This is a genomic window from Sphingobacterium chungjuense (assembly GCF_011316935.1).
Classification (GTDB): domain Bacteria; phylum Bacteroidota; class Bacteroidia; order Sphingobacteriales; family Sphingobacteriaceae; genus Sphingobacterium; species Sphingobacterium chungjuense.
In genome coordinates, this window is record NZ_WLYS01000008.1 from 20,459 (window position 1) to 37,028 (window position 16,570).

At 43.7% G+C, this 16,570-nt stretch carries 16 protein-coding genes; all 16 read left to right on the forward strand.

The genetic code is table 11. The annotated features are described in order from the left end of the window. Window positions 1–722: 722 nt before the first annotated feature. The 16 genes from GKO22_RS15360 to GKO22_RS15435 all read left to right on the forward strand — a co-directional run bounded on the left by GKO22_RS15360 (window position 723) and on the right by GKO22_RS15435 (window position 16,549). Entirely contained in the window at window positions 723–953 is a 231-nt protein-coding gene (locus tag GKO22_RS15360; RefSeq protein ID WP_166336590.1) for a hypothetical protein, read from the forward strand. A gap of 68 nt (window positions 954–1,021) precedes the next feature. Next, window positions 1,022–2,596, forward strand: coding sequence for a TlpA family protein disulfide reductase (locus tag GKO22_RS15365; protein ID WP_166336592.1), 1,575 nt, complete (start codon window positions 1,022–1,024; stop codon window positions 2,594–2,596). 572 nt (window positions 2,597–3,168) lie between these two features. Further along, window positions 3,169–3,678: a (2Fe-2S)-binding protein gene (locus tag GKO22_RS15370; protein WP_240920334.1), complete on the forward strand. Its 510-nt coding sequence runs from the start codon at window positions 3,169–3,171 to the stop codon at window positions 3,676–3,678. Window positions 3,679–3,683: 5 nt separating this feature from the next. Beyond that, window positions 3,684–5,915: a xanthine dehydrogenase family protein molybdopterin-binding subunit gene (locus GKO22_RS15375; protein WP_166336594.1), complete on the forward strand. Its 2,232-nt coding sequence runs from the start codon at window positions 3,684–3,686 to the stop codon at window positions 5,913–5,915. Window positions 5,916–6,038: 123 nt separating this feature from the next. Next, window positions 6,039–6,716, forward strand: coding sequence for a LytTR family transcriptional regulator DNA-binding domain-containing protein (locus GKO22_RS15380; RefSeq protein WP_166336596.1), 678 nt, complete (start codon window positions 6,039–6,041; stop codon window positions 6,714–6,716). Window positions 6,717–6,802: 86 nt separating this feature from the next. Then, window positions 6,803–7,168, forward strand: a complete 366-nt coding sequence (locus tag GKO22_RS15385) for a helix-turn-helix domain-containing protein (RefSeq protein WP_166336598.1) — start codon at window positions 6,803–6,805, stop codon at window positions 7,166–7,168. A 164-nt stretch (window positions 7,169–7,332) separates the two neighbouring features. After that, window positions 7,333–8,487: an XdhC family protein gene (locus GKO22_RS15390; RefSeq protein ID WP_166336600.1), complete on the forward strand. Its 1,155-nt coding sequence runs from the start codon at window positions 7,333–7,335 to the stop codon at window positions 8,485–8,487. Continuing rightward, window positions 8,481–9,461, forward strand: coding sequence for a GTP 3',8-cyclase MoaA (gene moaA, locus GKO22_RS15395; protein WP_166336602.1), 981 nt, complete (start codon window positions 8,481–8,483; stop codon window positions 9,459–9,461). Before GKO22_RS15390 ends, moaA begins: the two co-directional genes overlap by 7 nt. Before the next feature lie 10 nt (window positions 9,462–9,471). After that, window positions 9,472–11,259 (forward strand): NTP transferase domain-containing protein, encoded by a 1,788-nt coding sequence (locus GKO22_RS15400; RefSeq protein ID WP_166336604.1) that lies wholly within the window; start codon window positions 9,472–9,474, stop codon window positions 11,257–11,259. After that, window positions 11,250–11,984 carry a sulfite exporter TauE/SafE family protein gene (locus GKO22_RS15405; protein ID WP_166336606.1) on the forward strand — a complete coding sequence of 245 codons (735 nt, stop codon included), beginning with the start codon at window positions 11,250–11,252 and terminating at the stop codon, window positions 11,982–11,984. The genes GKO22_RS15400 and GKO22_RS15405 overlap by 10 nt, the downstream gene beginning before the upstream one ends. A 35-nt stretch (window positions 11,985–12,019) precedes the next feature. Further along, on the forward strand, window positions 12,020–12,250 hold the full coding sequence (locus tag GKO22_RS15410) for a MoaD/ThiS family protein (protein ID WP_166336608.1): 231 nt from the start codon (window positions 12,020–12,022) through the stop codon (window positions 12,248–12,250). Window position 12,251: 1 nt separating this feature from the next. Continuing rightward, window positions 12,252–13,364 carry a HesA/MoeB/ThiF family protein gene (locus tag GKO22_RS15415; protein WP_166336610.1) on the forward strand — a complete coding sequence of 371 codons (1,113 nt, stop codon included), beginning with the start codon at window positions 12,252–12,254 and terminating at the stop codon, window positions 13,362–13,364. After that, window positions 13,354–13,800 (forward strand): molybdenum cofactor biosynthesis protein MoaE, encoded by a 447-nt coding sequence (locus GKO22_RS15420; RefSeq protein WP_166336612.1) that lies wholly within the window; start codon window positions 13,354–13,356, stop codon window positions 13,798–13,800. Before GKO22_RS15415 ends, GKO22_RS15420 begins: the two co-directional genes overlap by 11 nt. A gap of 36 nt (window positions 13,801–13,836) precedes the next feature. Continuing rightward, a complete protein-coding gene (gene moaCB / locus GKO22_RS15425; RefSeq protein WP_166336614.1) occupies window positions 13,837–14,748 on the forward strand; it encodes a bifunctional molybdenum cofactor biosynthesis protein MoaC/MoaB in 912 nt (303 codons plus the stop codon). Between the two features lie 234 nt (window positions 14,749–14,982). After that, on the forward strand, window positions 14,983–15,585 hold the full coding sequence (locus GKO22_RS15430; protein ID WP_166336616.1) for a (2Fe-2S)-binding protein: 603 nt from the start codon (window positions 14,983–14,985) through the stop codon (window positions 15,583–15,585). Further along, window positions 15,572–16,549, forward strand: coding sequence for an FAD binding domain-containing protein (locus GKO22_RS15435; protein WP_166336618.1), 978 nt, complete (start codon window positions 15,572–15,574; stop codon window positions 16,547–16,549). Before GKO22_RS15430 ends, GKO22_RS15435 begins: the two co-directional genes overlap by 14 nt. Window positions 16,550–16,570: the final 21 nt, after the last annotated feature.

Genomic DNA, 16,570 nt, shown 5'->3' on the forward strand with positions numbered 1-16,570 from the left:
AATCTGCATCCGACACAAAGGGTTAAGAAAGTATTTAGACACCTCGCACTTTCTAGTTAAAAAGCAATTGACGAGTGAGTTCAAAATCAAAGACCCCTTTGTTGCCGATAAAGTCGAAACTCAATTAAGAGACTATCGAAAATTGATTAGTGAATTGGATGATCGCTTAGAATTCTTTACGGCTGAAGCATTGAGAGATTATCTGCTGAATCAAAATGAGAACATTGATTTTTTAAAGTTCTGCTCTTTTTCATAATGTTTAACACACTAAATTTAATATTTCTCTTTTGTTTGAAAAACGATGAGGCTTCAGAAACAGGTAAGGCTACTGTACACGATCATATTTTATTCTAAAATTTAGAGCAAATTGAACTTATGCAACTTGTGGCGACTTTTATTTTCAAACAAGTAAGATAATTTTGGATTATCTTACTTGTTTTAATTAGTTTTAAGATTTATTCTTAAAGGCAGGTATTTATATGTGGTTCTATTAGGATTAATCTAGCCTATTATGGTAAACTAGATTGTAGCGCACAAAATGATAACAAATTAAATATATTAAAAGGTGGAATTTATTTTCATACTATTTTATTAAGATATTTTCGGAAATGCTTGTAGGTGATCGTTGCAACAAATCCTCAAGCCAGAAGGTTCCCTGGAAAAGACCTCCTCATCGCAGTGCAGGAATAGAAAGGAGTGCACCAAATTATAACTAAAATTAAATGAACAAAATCCAAATCAGTAACAATTATCCCATTGGCTTAGAGGTGTTGTCAAGAAACGAAATGATAAATGTAATGGGCGGAACGTATTATCATTGCATTTGCGCTGGAACACCAGCGACTGCCGCTAATTTTATAGTTGATAGTGTGGCAAGCACGCCAGAAGGAGCAAGAGATGACTGTAACGCCGCCAATGGTGGAGGTGATAAGTGTGAGGCCGAAGCCTATTAACACATAAATGGGTACGTGCTATATGCGCGTACCTTATCTAAGTCTACTCAATTTAGAATCTATTCGTTATGAAGTCGCAATCTACTTATGTCAGAATATTTTTGTGGATCATTATCGTTTTTACAGTTAATAACTCACTTACAGCTACGACTATTAAAGGTAGTTTTAATCGAAATATTTCGAATGTGAGTATTGGAATCCCGATTGGGGGAATTTATTATAATGATGACCTTTGGACTCCCTTACTCGTGAATGATGAATCGAAGTCTTTCAAATTACTAATAGACGTTTCAGTCCCTAGCATAATTCCAATCAAAGTAGGTAATGCTTACGTGCAGATGTACGTAGAGCCTAATAGCATAGTGGACTTGTCTATCCAGCAAAGTGGTAGCGGAATTGTGATAAGTGATTTAGGTCAATTCGGAAGTGGTAATAATCTAATGAATAAGATTCTAGATTCTCGTTACATAAATAAATTGGAGGATCGTCCACACGTTAAACTGGCAAATTATGCGTATAACCTCTTTGATAAGACTCCAAAAGAACAGTCTAGCTTTCTCGCTCAATGTAAAAACTATCATCTGGGATTTATACAACCTTGGGTGCGCTTGTTCGAAGAAGGGAAACTTAGCAAAGAACAATACGATACAGGTTACACAGCTTTATCAAATGGTGCACTTGCGCTTGCCATATCATCTTTTAGTAGGAATAAAGAATTAATTAGCGACTTGAGTCATTCAGAACTTGAAATTTACAAAGAAATAAAGGATTGGTTTAATAGCATACATGGGCCTATTGAATATATATCTACGAACACTGACACTTATTACTATTTATCGTCTATTGCTTACACTATAGATCGAGAATCATCCGGCTCAGGTTTAGATTCCAGCCATTTTATCCCATTTAACACTTGGCTTGCTTATTATTCTATGTTACCTGAACCCTTGGGTAGATGGAAAGTAGCGAAATCAATTATAGCTCAATTCACCTATGGATTTGACAGCTTTAATCCTGATGAAGCGACCGATATCTACGAAAAAGAATATGGTAAGGACGTTTTGTATTACACATTAGATAGTCTGCGCGAATTCTCGAGATCCAAAGCTATTCGGTACACTGATGGATTTGAAACATATCCTGATAGTTTGTCGAGTTATCGATTTTATCTTGAAAGTGGTCGGCCAACAGCAGGATACGTTGCAAACTTTCCCTCTTTCAGATCTCTGCTAGCAAGCAACAGTAAAAGGGGGCAAATTTATCTGATAGACTTCTGGGCCACTTGGTGTGAACCTTGTCTTAACCAGTTTGTGCACAATAAAACAATCACTACCCGGTTGAAGGAGCAAGGAATATATCCTCTTTACGTATCTATAGATGCTTTAAAAGAGAGAGAAAATTGGGAGCAGACAGCCAAAAAATTTAATCTGGAAGGCAGTCATGTACTATTATCCAAAGAACTTGGAAAGGAATTGCGTAACCTATATAATATTACTGCCATTCCAAGGTATATGCTAGCTACGTCTGACGGGCATATTCTTATCGAAGATGTGCAATCATCGCCATCGAATATAGACGAATTTATGGAGGAAATCAATAAAGCTATTATGAATGTTAAAGAAGATGAAATACTGAATAATTAATGCAGCCTACATTATTTAACTTCAATAATGATTTAAATGAATGCAAGATTTTAAAGGTGTATGCATATCACTTTATGCATGTTTCAATTTTCGATTCGATAGCAAAGGCTTTAATAATTATAAATTGTCAAGTGAAATGGTTGAATTAATGCTTCAAATATGGGTATTTTATAACCCATTAATATCAAGAATAACCAACTATACCTAATTTAATAAGTTTCCGAGCGCGTGTAATCTTCCCTCAGCTAGCAACACCTAAAACTAAAGAATTCCAATCAGACTCGCTATTGTTATCCTGTCGGAAAGTTTTCCATATTTCAATAGGAACTCCGTGGGAGTTGCTATGATTGGCGCGATAATAGTAAACAGATCTACTTTTTTTATAAAATACAGGCTTGGCGAAGGCTCACTTCAAAGACTGCCTGAGCGTAACCTACCAGTTTACACTTCTCGCAAGGCCATATAGCTTTTTTTTCTATAACGTCTTTTAAAGGAGCGATATGTAGAGTTTGCTCGGTAACTATCTTCCCGTATTGTGCTATAGTTTTTTTGGCTAATGTTAATGCAACAATATGGACTGGAAATCGTTTTATAATTATCTAACCAATTTCAATACGATGGAAGTAGAATTCAAAATTCGTGTTAATGGAGTTTCCCGTCGCATAAAAGCAGATCCAGAAACACCGATGTTGTACATCTTACGAAACAATCTCACCCTCAACGGCCCGAAATTTGGTTGCGGATTGGCACAATGTGGAGCATGTATGATGCTTATTGATGGGGTTGCTGTACCATCCTGTACGTATCCGCTCCAAAATGTGGGGCAATCTGAAGTCACTACACTTGAAGGTTTGAGCCAGGAAGGCGGGAAACTTCATCCCGTACAACAATCTTTTTTTGAGGAGCAGGCAGCGCAATGTGGCTATTGTACCAATGGGCTAATCATGGCATCTGTAGCTTTACTACGTCGCAAATCAGATCCCTCCGAAACAGAAATTAGAGCTGAACTTCAACGGAATATCTGTCGTTGCGGTATACATGCCAGAGCCATTCGTGCCGTTAAAAAGCTTTCAGATCGCTAGAAACTATGGGGAAAAATCAACAAAGTAGACGCGCATTTATTCAATCTTTAGGCGTATTGGCCCTTGGCTTTTCCATGTCGGGTACAGGATGTTCTAGGTTCAAGAAAGAGCAAGCAGATCCATCTGCGCCAAAAATACGGACAAGGGAACTGGATATGGAAGAAATTGATTCCTGGTTAGTCATTCGAGAGGATGGTCGTGTAACCATTATGACCGGGAAAATGGAGTTGGGGCAAGGAATAACGACCGCGATTGCCCAAGTTGCTGCTGAGGAATTGCATATGAATATGTCGCTTATTGATGTTCATTTGGCAGAAACAGGTTATACGCCAGACGAAGGATATACCGCAGGAAGCAGATCTATTGAGACCAGCGCGATGTCGGTTCGCAGGGCGGCTGCATCTGCTCGCGAATACTTGCTTGAAATGGCATCTCAGGAACTATCAATACCAAAAATAGCTTTAACCATTGAAGATGGACAGATTGGTGGACAAGGGAAATCCACGACCATTTACACCTTGTTAAATGGAAAATATTTCGAAACTAAGATTTCTTCGGATGCACCTTTATACGCTAATGCTGAACGAAAGATTGTTGGCCAGTCTGTCGCGCGTATGGATATCAACTCTATGGTCACCGGCAAATCACATTTTATACATGACCTTCGTTTCCCGGCGATGGTGCATGCGCGCATCGTTCGCCCTCCTGCTCAGGCGGCCAAATTAACTTCCGTAGATACGCAGGCCATTTCAAAGCTTCCTGGCTTAGCTAAGTTTATACGGGTTGGTAGTCTGGTGGCCGTGATTGCAGAAGATGAATATCAGGCGATCAAGCTCGCTAAAGCAGTATCGTATTTTCTCGCCTGGGATTATCAAAAAGCACTACCGGCAAATAGGTCGCTTATGCAGTATATTAGATCGCTACCTGCGGATAGCAAAATGGATAAAAAAAGCGAGGCTTGGTCTGATCACACCATAGCCAACTCCCCGGTGAGACACCGAGCTGCTTATTTCAAGCCGTATATTATGCATGCCGCTAACGGCCCTTCTTGCGGAATTGCACGTTATGCGGACGGAAGGCTATGGGTATGGACACATAGCCAAGGCGTCTATCCATTACGGGGAGCGCTTGCTGATCTCGTTGGATTGGCGGAAGAACATATACATGTTAAAGGCGTTCCCGGTTCGGGTTGCTATGGTCACAATGGTGCAGATGATGTGGCTGCCGAAGCCGCATTACTAGCGATGGAGTTTCCGGGTAGGCATGTGCGTTTGCAATGGATGCGCGAAGAGGAAAATGCTTGGGAGCCTTACGGTACTGCGATGGTGTTAGAGGTAGAGGCTGGGTTGGATAGCCAAGGCCGTATCACAGGCTGGAAGTACGATTTATGGTCGGACGATCACGGGGTGAGGCCGGGTGGAGATGCAGACAATTTGATGCCTGCTTGGTATATCGAAAAAGGGCATGGAAAGGCTAAGTCCGGATTTAGAGGTGGAGCGATACGTAATTCGGAGCCGTATTACAGCATACCGCAACTGCATTTACAATCTCATATTTTTCGAGGTCCACTACGAAGATCCTCTTTACGAGGCTTAGGCGCCTATGCAAATGTGTTTGCCATCGAATCGTTTATGGATGAGCTGGCGGATAAAGTGAGCATAGATCCAATTGATTTCAGGATTCGTCATTTGAACGATGAAAGGGCTATTGCCTGTCTAAAACAACTGGCAAAGCAAATTAAGAGCATTAAGAAGCAGAACCAGCAAGGCATCGGTATTGGATTTGCTCGCTACAAAAACCAGGCAGCCTATTGTGCTGTTGCAGCACACGTGCGGGTAGATCAGCAAACAAATAAGGTGGAAGTAATAAAACTATGGGCTGCAGTAGATGCCGGGGAGGTGATCAATCCAGATGGACTGAAAAATCAGATTGAAGGAGGAATGGTACAGTCCATCAGCTGGGGTCTTATGGAAGAAGTCAATTTTGATGATACGCAGGTCACTAATTTAAATTGGGATTCTTACCCGATTTTACGTTTTCAAGAAGCTCCTGCTATACATATTGACGTGATTGACCATCCCCATGAGGTGCCACTTGGTGCAGGGGAGGCAGCGCAAGGTCCCGCTACAGCAGCCTTGGTAAACGCAGTCTACCAAGCTACAGGAATCCGCGTGCGACAGCTTCCCGTTATCAAAGCATTGCAACATAGCGCACTTCGTGTTAAACCCTTGGCGTAAACATTCCGCCAGACTAATGATGTAGGTAGTTTTATTCGTGATTATCAATATATTTTCGTGTTAACGCGTAGCATTGCCATTTTGCTTTTGTAAAGTGATAGCTTTATAGCTATTTTAAGTATTATGGTACAGTGTTATTACACAACCTATCAAATTCTTCTACTCAGTTCGCTGGTGGCGCTATTTCTAATTTTTCCGGATATTGTTTGGACGCCCTATGAGATGCGGGATATGCCCGCCGATCGTCGACCATTCCATATTTTGTTTTCAGTATTGCGATACGTCTATTTTACGTTATTAGTGTATCAGTTAATCAAGGTGAATCTCGAAAAATGGTCTACCACCAGTTTTTTGAAACGCCTTTTGCATAGCGCAATGGTTGTCGTAATAGCCTATATCTTGTACGGAATTATTTGCTATTCTCTATATCGTCGTATACGACACTTTGGAAGCCTGGTGTTGTTTCGGTTTTTTATCGTCGCCATCCTCAGTGCATTGATAGGACATATTTATTTATTGTATACACTGCAAAGGGGTAAGGAGAAAGAAATTGAATTATTAAAAGTCGAAAGAATGTTGCGCTACGCGAAGACATTGGAACAGATTACTTCCTCATTAAATCCAAAGCTATTCTATCGCGCCAATAAGCAATTCATCATCACGCGAGAAAGTGTGGTAGACGTCGTAGTGGGCGCCGATAGTCGCCTGCAGGTTAACTTGAATATTGCCGTTCCGGAAATCATTTTTGTGAGTAAAAATCGGGCAGCCGATTTCAAAGAGTGGCTGATTCGATGTATGTAGCGGATTTTTATTCGTCTTGAGTGGTAATTATTTCGCTTTAGTATCTATTTTTAGATGTTTGGAGCAATTATTTGTAAGTTTGAATTATGAATTGGCTTACATCCTTTGCGTCGTCTACTATTGCTCGAAAAAATCTACTGCTCCAATTAGAGGCACTATTGGATGCGTATTACGAGCGTGGCGAGCAGCTAGAACTCGGTGTGCCCACAGTTAATTATTGTGCCGATCAACTGGATTTATCGGCAAATTATTTCGGAGATTTGATTAAATTGGAGACGGGATTACCTGCTAAGACGCATATTCAAAACTGGATTATTGCCCGAGCGATTCATAAAGTAGTTTGCTCCACGTATACAGTAAGCGAAATCTCTTACCTGTTGGGATTCAATTATCCACAACATTTCTGCCGATTCTTTAAAAATAGTCGGACAAACACCGGTAGCGTTCCGTAAGCAGTATACAATGGAAGACCCGACGGCGTCTGCTCGGTAAGCTCCTATAGGTTTTCTGCGAAAGCATAATCTCCAATCCTATTGGAGATAAAAGAAGAGATTGCATGATTTTTGTAGAACCACAGTAAATCACTTGGCATAGGATCCCTAAAAATTTTTGAAGGATGAAAGAGATACACGATATAGTCGAAGCTTATGATAAGGCAAGAAGACAAGCCAAGCAGGCCGTACTGGCTACAGTCGTGCGCGTAGAGGGGTCTTCTTATCGGCGCCCTGGAGCCAGGATGTTGGTTACCGATGACGGACAGATTACAGGTGCCATCAGTGGTGGCTGCCTGGAAGGTGATGCCTTAAATCGCGCGCTTCTGGCTGCTTACCAAAAGGAAAATAAGCTCATAACCTACGATACGACAAAAGACAGTGATGCCGCTTTTGGCGTACAATTAGGCTGCAATGGTATCGTGCACATTCTGTTTGAGTATATTGATGCCGAGCAGGATTATAATCCGATCGCTTTATTACGGGAGTTAATTCAGTATCGATCGCATGCAGTAATCGCGGTGCAATATGCATTGGAACAGCGTGACAGACAGCGAGGTACCTTTTTACTCGTGAAGGAGGATTCGGGCACGCAGAAAAGCTTTGCATCAGTCGCTTCATCTATATCCTACAATTTGCAGCAGGATATAAATCAGGTGCTGGAGAACAAGCGTTCGCATCAAACTGCGATTATTGAACAGGGTGTTTCTCAAGATATCTTGCTTGAACACATTGCGCCGACCATTGCATTGTTCATCTTTGGTGCTGGGAATGATGCTCAGCCGCTAGTGGAACTCGCTACGATATTGAACTGGCCGGTTACGGTCATTGATGGGCGCGCGACACATGCTACCGCTCGTCGGTTTCCAAAAGCAAAGCGTGTTTTGATCGCTCCGGCTTCTGAGGCAATTGCTCAACTTTCCATTGATTCGTATTCTGTAGCTGTGTTAATGACACATAACTATAATTATGATCGGGATGTATTACGTCAATTAATACAATCGGATAGTCCGTACATTGGATTGTTAGGTCCTAAAAAACGATTCGATCGCTTGATAACTGAACTCAACGAACATGGTAATCGGCCAGATTTGAGCGATATGACACGTCTATTCGGGCCAATAGGCCTGGATATTGGCTCAGAAACATCAGAAGAAATTGCACTTTCGATCCTTTCAGAAATAAAGGCAGTTATGAGTAATCGTGATGGCAGATCGCTCCGCGAGCGTACGACAAAGATGCATGGTAATACACCTGTTTTAACTGGTCATTTATGCTAGTAGATCAATTCGGACGCCAACATACTTACCTTCGTATATCGCTTACAGATAACTGCAATTTGCGGTGCTTCTACTGCATGCCCGAAGAGGATTATAGTTTTGCACCGCGAGCACAGCTCATGCAGCCTGCGGAGATTGATTTTCTTGCTCGTCGATTTGTCGATTTAGGAGTCAATAAGATCCGTCTTACTGGTGGCGAACCATTTGTACGTAAAGATGCGGATCTCATCATGGCCGGGCTGGCGCAACTGCCGGTTGAATTGGCTTGTACGACCAATGGAATACGGATAGACGACTTGTTGCCCGAAATACGAGCCTGTAATTTCAGCAGTATGAACGTGAGTCTGGACACCCTGCAGCGCGACAAATTTTTACAGATTACACGCCGCGATTTGTTTGATCGTGTGTATAACAATATCGATCTTTTGTTGCATGAAGGTATTCCTTGTAAAATCAATGTGGTGGTCATGAAGGGATTGAATGATGACGAGTTAGTTGATTTTATGGCCTTAACCAAAGATCAGCCAATCGAAGTAAGGTTTATTGAGTTTATGCCGTTTTCCGGAAATAAGTGGACGAGCAATCAAGTGCTAACGCATGCAGAGATTCTGGACTCCTTGGGTATTGATCCAGAATTACACCTCATGCCCGGCAGTCCGCACGATACCGCAAAGCGGTATAAAATACCTGGCTATCAAGGGAATATTGCGGTCATCAGTTCTATGAGCGAACCGTTCTGTAGCGGTTGTAACCGAATCCGGTTAACGGCAGACGGGAAATTGAAAAATTGCCTGTTTTCAGATAGTGAAGTCGATCTGCTCACACCACTACGTTCGGGAGAAGATCCCATTCCGTTAATCAAAGCACATATTTATAAGAAGAAGGCTAAACTAGGAGGGCAGATGACGCAAGATTTTAATGAATTGGAGGCAGAAAAGCTTTCAAACAGAAGCATGATTCGTATCGGTGGATAATAAGAAGGCAATGGATAACATAGGTGTCGTAATCCTGGCTGCCGGGAGTTCATCCCGTTTGGGATATGGCAAGCAGCTGTTGAGGCATAAAGGTAAAAGCTTGATCCGTCATATCACAGAAGAGGCACTGCAATTGGATGCTGCTCAAGTTGTCGTCGTGCTTGGGGCTGAGCAGGACGCGGTCACTCAAGAGTTACAGGATTCTGAGGTGGCAACCTGTGTAAATCCAGACTGGTCCTCCGGTATGGGTTCATCTCTCCGCGTTGGCGTACAGCACGTATTGGAGATGAATGCAAACTTATCAGCGGTAATTATTTCGGTTTGCGACCAACCCTTCCTAACTACTGCCGTATTTAGGCAACTTTGCCAAACGTTCGAAGAGTCGGGAAAAGGAATAGTGACTTGTCGCTACGGGGACGACCCATCACAGATAGGCGTACCTACCTTATTTAGCCGAAAATATGCGGACGAATTGATGCAACTCGGAGAAGAAAAAGGCGCCAAAGTACTATTGCAACAACATCAAGATGATGTAACGACGATACCCTTTTTGCAAGGGAATATCGATATAGATACCCCATACGATACCGCGCAATTGATGGAGTATATGGTATCTGTTACGGAGGCTTCTGAACTTATTTTGAAGCAGGTGAATTCACTTCCTGTGGTTCGAGTGCCGCTGAAGTCATCTCACGGACTGATTTTGGCCGAAGATGTGTATGCCACGGAGGATATTCCCAATTTTGTGCAGTCATCCATGGACGGCTATGCCATCGCATTTTCAGATCGGAGTCTACCATTACGTTTAGTAGGAGAGATGCGTGCGGGAAGTAGCACCATGCAGTATTTGGGAGCTCAGGAGGTCATACGTGTTTTTACAGGTGCGCCTGTTCCGTCGGGTGCAGATACGGTCGTCATGCAAGAACGGGTAGAAAAATCTGGGGGAGAAATTCGAATTGTAGATGAAAGCCTGACCAAGGGTGCCAATATACGTGCCGCAGGTTCAGAAGTGAAAAAGGGGGAGCTTGCGGTTGCTGCGGGTACCTTTCTTTCTGCTGCGGCGATAGGTTATCTGGCAGGCATTGGCCACGAGCAGGTAAATGTTTATTCCGCTCCGCGGGTCGCTTTGATGATGACGGGCGATGAGTTACAGTCACTAGGAAAGCCACTGGCATTCGGGGAAGTCTATGAGTCAAATTCCATACAATTAATGGCGGCTTTGCGAGCCGCTGGAGTGAGCAATGTCGATGCAAAAAAGGTAAAAGATGATCCAGTTGCGCTGCGCAGCGCCATAGCAGATGCGTTGCCTGAGGCAGATGTACTCATACTCGTTGGGGGAGTTAGTGTGGGTGATTATGATTTCGTGGTGCAATCCTGTTTGGCCTCAGGTGTTTCTCCGGTATTTCATAAAATAAGACAAAAGCCCGGTAAACCTATCTTTTTCGGGTATTCAGGAAGCACATTAGTGTTTGGTTTACCAGGCAATCCTTCTTCGGCGTTAACTTGTTTTTACAGATACGTGCTGCCGGCGATAGATCGCATGATGCAGCGCAAATCTTCGCTCAGAGAAACAAAAGCAGTTGCGGCCAATGATTACCAAAAGCCGGCGGGTTTGACCCACTTTATAAAGGCCTATTATGCCGATGGTAGAGTAGAGGCACTGCATGCGCAAGAATCGTATCGTATGCAATCTTATGCGCGTTCTAATGCCTTGATGGTTTTGCCGGAAGACTCAGAAGGGCATGCTAAAGGTGCTGAAGTACAATTAATTTTACTGCCAGATCATACATGGATATAGCATTATTTTACGGATTACTGTTTGTTGTTGCCTTTTTATATTCGGCAGTAGGGCATGGCGGAGCCAGCGGCTATCTGGCACTGATGGCCTTATACGGAGTCGCTCCACAAGAGATGAAACCTACCGCGTTAATATTGAACCTTTTTGTAGCTATGACGTCCTATATTCAATATTATAGGGGAAAGCATTTTAAGATGCCCATATTCTTGCCCATCGCGTTAGCCTCTATTCCTTTCGCATTCCTAGGCGGTATGCTTACTATGGACGATGTGTATTATAAAAAGATCTTGGGTTTGCTGCTCATTTTGCCAATAATACGTTTTTTCTTTTTCAAAAATACGGCAGATGAAAACTTGAAAGCTCCTGTACTAACCATCTCTATTGCTATTGGCGCGGTAGTTGGACTGCTTTCAGGTATGATCGGAATTGGAGGCGGCATTATCCTGTCGCCCGTATTGATCTTATTGCAGTGGACCAATCAAAAGCAGACGGCAGCGATCAGTGCGGCATTTATCTTTGTCAATTCGTTGGCAGGATTGGGTGGTATGATGACGCAAGGCATTACCGTTACTAACCACATGGCGATGTATATTGTCGTCGCTTTTACAGGTGGGTTGCTAGGAGCTTATTTTGGGTCCAAGCGATTCAATCAGGACATACTAAAATATGTTTTGGCTACTGTATTGCTGGTGGCGGCATATAAGTTGCTGTTTACTAGTGCTTAAGTTAGGTTGTTATAAACAATTAAAGAAATAGAGGGATGATGAAAATACGGGTTTTATCTTTTGGGGGATTGGTTGAAATCATAGGGAAAGAGAATATGATCGAGGCTATCGATACGGATCAGGTAGTAAGCCATTTGGAGCAAACCTATCCGGCGTTAGCTGGTCGAAAATATGTTTTGGCGATCAACGAACAGATGAAAACCGAAAATACCCTATTGCAGGAAAGTGACGTAGTGGCTTTATTACCTCCCTATTCTGGCGGTTAATATGGAACAGAGCAACAAATCGCGGTACGCACGGCAGTATACACTCCAAGATTTCGGAAAGCAAGGGCAAACGAAATTAGCAGAGGCGCGCGTGCTAATCGTCGGAGCAGGTGGTCTGGGTTGCCCGGTACTGCAGTACCTGTGCGCAGCTGGAGTAGGCGATATCGGTATCGTTGATGCTGATAAGGTAGGATTGAGCAATCTGCACCGCCAACCCTTGTATCGTACTACAGACGTCGGCCGTCTAAAAGCGGAAGTGGCCGCAGCCATACTACGCGCGCAAAACGATACGATTACTGTAGTAGAATATGCATTTCACCTCAACAATCAGAATGCTTGGGATTTAATATCCTCGTATGATATTATAGTGGATTGCACCGATAATTTCGAAACGCGGTATGTACTTTGCGACGTTTGCGCGCTATTGCATAAGCCATTGGTATATGGCGCTATATATACCTACGAAGGGCAGGTGGCGGTGTTCAATGTGTCCGATTCACAAGGTATACGGTGTCAATACCGAGATCTTTTTCCAGTTCCCCCGTCGTCCGAAGAAGCGCCGGACTGTGCCACAACCGGCGTTTTGGGCGTTTTGCCTGGCGTAATCGGTCTTTTACAAGCGAATGAAGTGATCAAACTGTTGGCTGGAATAGGAGAGCCACTGATTAATAAATTATATACCATTGGATTATTGGACTATCAATCGGTCACGATACGCCTACAACCACAGCATCATCCGGATGCGCCCGAATCTAGAATTGCCTTCGAGGCCGCAAACTATGGGCATTATTGCGGATCAGTAAACGAAGATGTAGGACTTATCTCATCAACCGAACTGGATGCGATTGCTCATCGATCCGATTCGCTCTTGATTGATGTACGTGCTCTGGATGAGTTGCCACGTTTGTCATTGCCCCATCGAGCGATCCCCTTAGAATTGCTGATGGCAAATGTGCACGAATTGAACGCTTCACACCTGGTGCTGATTTGCCAAAGCGGCGTGAGAAGTGCGCGTGCTGCCGAGTCGTTGAAGAACTATTTAGGCAACAGACAATCAATAAGCCATCTCCAAGGAGGAATATTGGCCTATCAATCAGAAAAAAATGACGAGTAAACCAAAAAATATTTTTGTACAGGGAGCTATATCGCCCGCTCTTGTAGCCGAAAGCTTAGAGAAGCATGCAACCGAGCAAAACATCGGTGCCCATGAAATCTTTCTCGGCCAAGTGCGTGCCGATGAGATTGACGGACGCAAAGTCGCCGCTATTCAATATACCAGCTATGAAAGCATGGCATTAACACAAATGGAGGAGATTCGAGAACGGATTTTGAGCACCTACAGTTTAGCGTGCATGCATGTATATCATAGCTTAGGAACCGTGCGCGCAGGGCAGTTGTGCTTATTTGTCTTCGCATCCTCCCGACATAGAAACGAGGCGCAGCAAGCCTGTAGAGATGTCGTTGAGCTGATCAAAAAGGAACTTCCTATTTGGGGAGAGGAAATTTTTGAAGACAACAGCAGTCAATGGAAAACAAACGCATTCAAATAGCAAGGAATTTCAAAAAGTTGCAGATAAGCCGAATATATGGTCGACATAACATACAAAACATTTAGCCTGCGTAAAGCCATTGCCATGGCCAGAGTAGAAACATCTAGCCTTGAAACGGTGCAAGCCGTATTAGATGGCACGGTACCCAAAGGCAACGTGTTCGAATTTGCGCGTGCGGCTACGCTACTAGCCATTAAGAAAACCAGTGACATCATTCCGGATTGTCACCCCTTGCCGGTAGAGTATGCTGCAGTGAGCTATAACACGGATGGACTGGCTATTGAAATCACCGTTGAAGTACACACCATTTACAAAACGGGGGTGGAAGTGGAGGCTATGCACGGCGCCTCTGTAGCCGCGTTGGTCATTTATGATATGCTGAAACCTATTGATAAAAAAGTGGAGATCGGCACGATCAAGCTGTGCAGCAAAACGGGTGGAAAGAGTGGCAACCCCACAGTAGTTTCGCCAGAGGAGATCAAGAGCGCCGTGGTCGTATGTAGCGATTCGGTATCGCGCGGCGATAAGCAAGATACTTCGGGGCGTCTATTGCTCAGGTTATTGGAAGAGCAGGGATTATCCGAGATTGGTTACAGTGTCGTAACTGACGATATCGATGCCATACAGTCTACTTTAAGAGAAGCTCAGGCGGCAGGTGTGCGCTTGTTGATTTTTATAGGGGGCACAGGCTTATCGAATCGGGATGTGACGCCGGAGGCAGTCCTTCCATTCATTACCAAAGAAATCCCGGGGATTGCGGAGACGGCGAGACAGTATGGGCAACAAATGATCAAAACCGCCATGCTATCGCGCGTCATAGCGGGCTTTGCAAACGATATGTTGGTGATGACGTTTCCGGGTTCACCGAATGCTGTGCGTGAATTTATGCAGGTATTGTTTCCTCACCTATGGCATGTTTTCCATGTAAAGGATGCAGGAGGACATTAACTCCGCGTTTTATTTCCCAATATTCATGCTAAAAACAATAATCGGTACGCACTTGTTTTAACATGTACAAGCTGCATGATGTTGTCCATGATTCGTGAAATTGGTTAACAAATCAGGCGAACAGGTGATATATTTGTTGTCAGAAGAAGAGAAAATAACGGTGCAAGGTGTGGTATTAGCGATAGAATAGCCAGCATTGTGCTTAACTAGAAGAGATAATAGAAGAATGTAATTATGGAGAAGAAGAATTCCTACTCCAGGCGCTTTTTTATTAAAGCATCTGCTGCTTTGGGCGCTTTGGCGCTTGTTCCAAAGTATGTTTCCTCATTTTACCGAGATATAAAAGCATTGATTGTGCCGGTAAAAGAGCATATAAATCTAACCGTTTCAGTGAACAAAAAGCCATACACGATGCAAGCGGATACGAGATCGACCTTGTTAGATTTACTGCGAGAAAATCTACAGCTTACGGGCACGAAAAAGGGATGCGATCACGGGCAGTGCGGTGCCTGTACCGTTCATGTGGATGGCGAACGTACGCTCAGTTGTCTTACGCTGTCGGCTATGACTGTCGGTAAAGAGGTCACCACCATCGAGGGACTATCGGAGGGAGATGATCTTCATCCCATGCAGGAGGCATTTATCGCATGCGATGGTTTTCAATGTGGGTATTGCACGCCAGGGCAGATCATGTCGGCTGTAGCCTGTGTCAAAGAGGGGCATACAGGATCAGTCGAAGAAATCAAAGCGTATATGAGTGGTAATTTGTGCCGTTGTGGAGCCTACAACGGTATTGTCGAATCAATTCAAAAAGTAGCACAGCATGAGACCATTTGAGTACGTAAAACCTAAAGACAGCAAAGAAGCACTCCGCGCAAAAACACCAACAGGTGCTTATATAGCCGGAGGAACCAATTTGGTCGATTTGCTGAAAAAGAATATCGCTGTGCCACATCAGGTATTGGATGTGACGCAAGCACTATCCGACAAAATTACCTTAAAACGAAGCGGTATCGAAATGGGTGCGATGGTGCGTAATACGACAGCTGCTATTAACCCAACCATCCTAGAACAATTTCCGCTGGTTTCTAAAGCTATATTGGCAGGAGCATCACCTCAAATTCGTAATATGGCATCCATCGGCGGAAATCTGCTTCAGCGCACACGATGTCCCTATTTCTATGATACGTCTTTACCGTGCAACAAACGGGCGCCGGGTAGCGGATGTGGCGCTTATAACGGTGAAAATCGTATGTCGGCCGTTATTGGTTATAGTGCGGATTGTGTGGCCGTACATCCCTCTGATTTATGTGTTGCACTGGCCGCACTGGACGCCACGGTTGTGGTGCAAGATGCTCAGGGAAAAAAGAGATCTATTCTTTTCAAGGATTTTCATCGTCTACCTGAATCTGCACCACAACAGGACAATACACTGCCTGAGGGCGCATTGATCAGGGAGGTTTATATCCCCAAAAATGCATTTCATAAGCACAGTGCTTACGTAAAAATTCGCGATCGCGACTCTTATGCTTTTGCATTGGTTTCTGTAGCGGCTGCATTGCAGCTAGATGGCAACCGTATTGTAGCCGCAAGGTTAGCTTCGGGAGGTGTAGCGCACAAGCCTTGGCGTTGGTTGGCAGCCGAACAATTTCTGGCTGGCAAGGAGACAAATGCGACGGTATTTGCAGAAGCAGCCGCATTAGCGGTGCAAGACGTTCGGCCATTGGCTCACAACGCTTTTAAAGTGGATATGCTGAAAGGTGCCATAGAAACGGCACTTCAGGAAGCGCTTCAGGCGTAAAAGATTTTTCATTTTCAACAA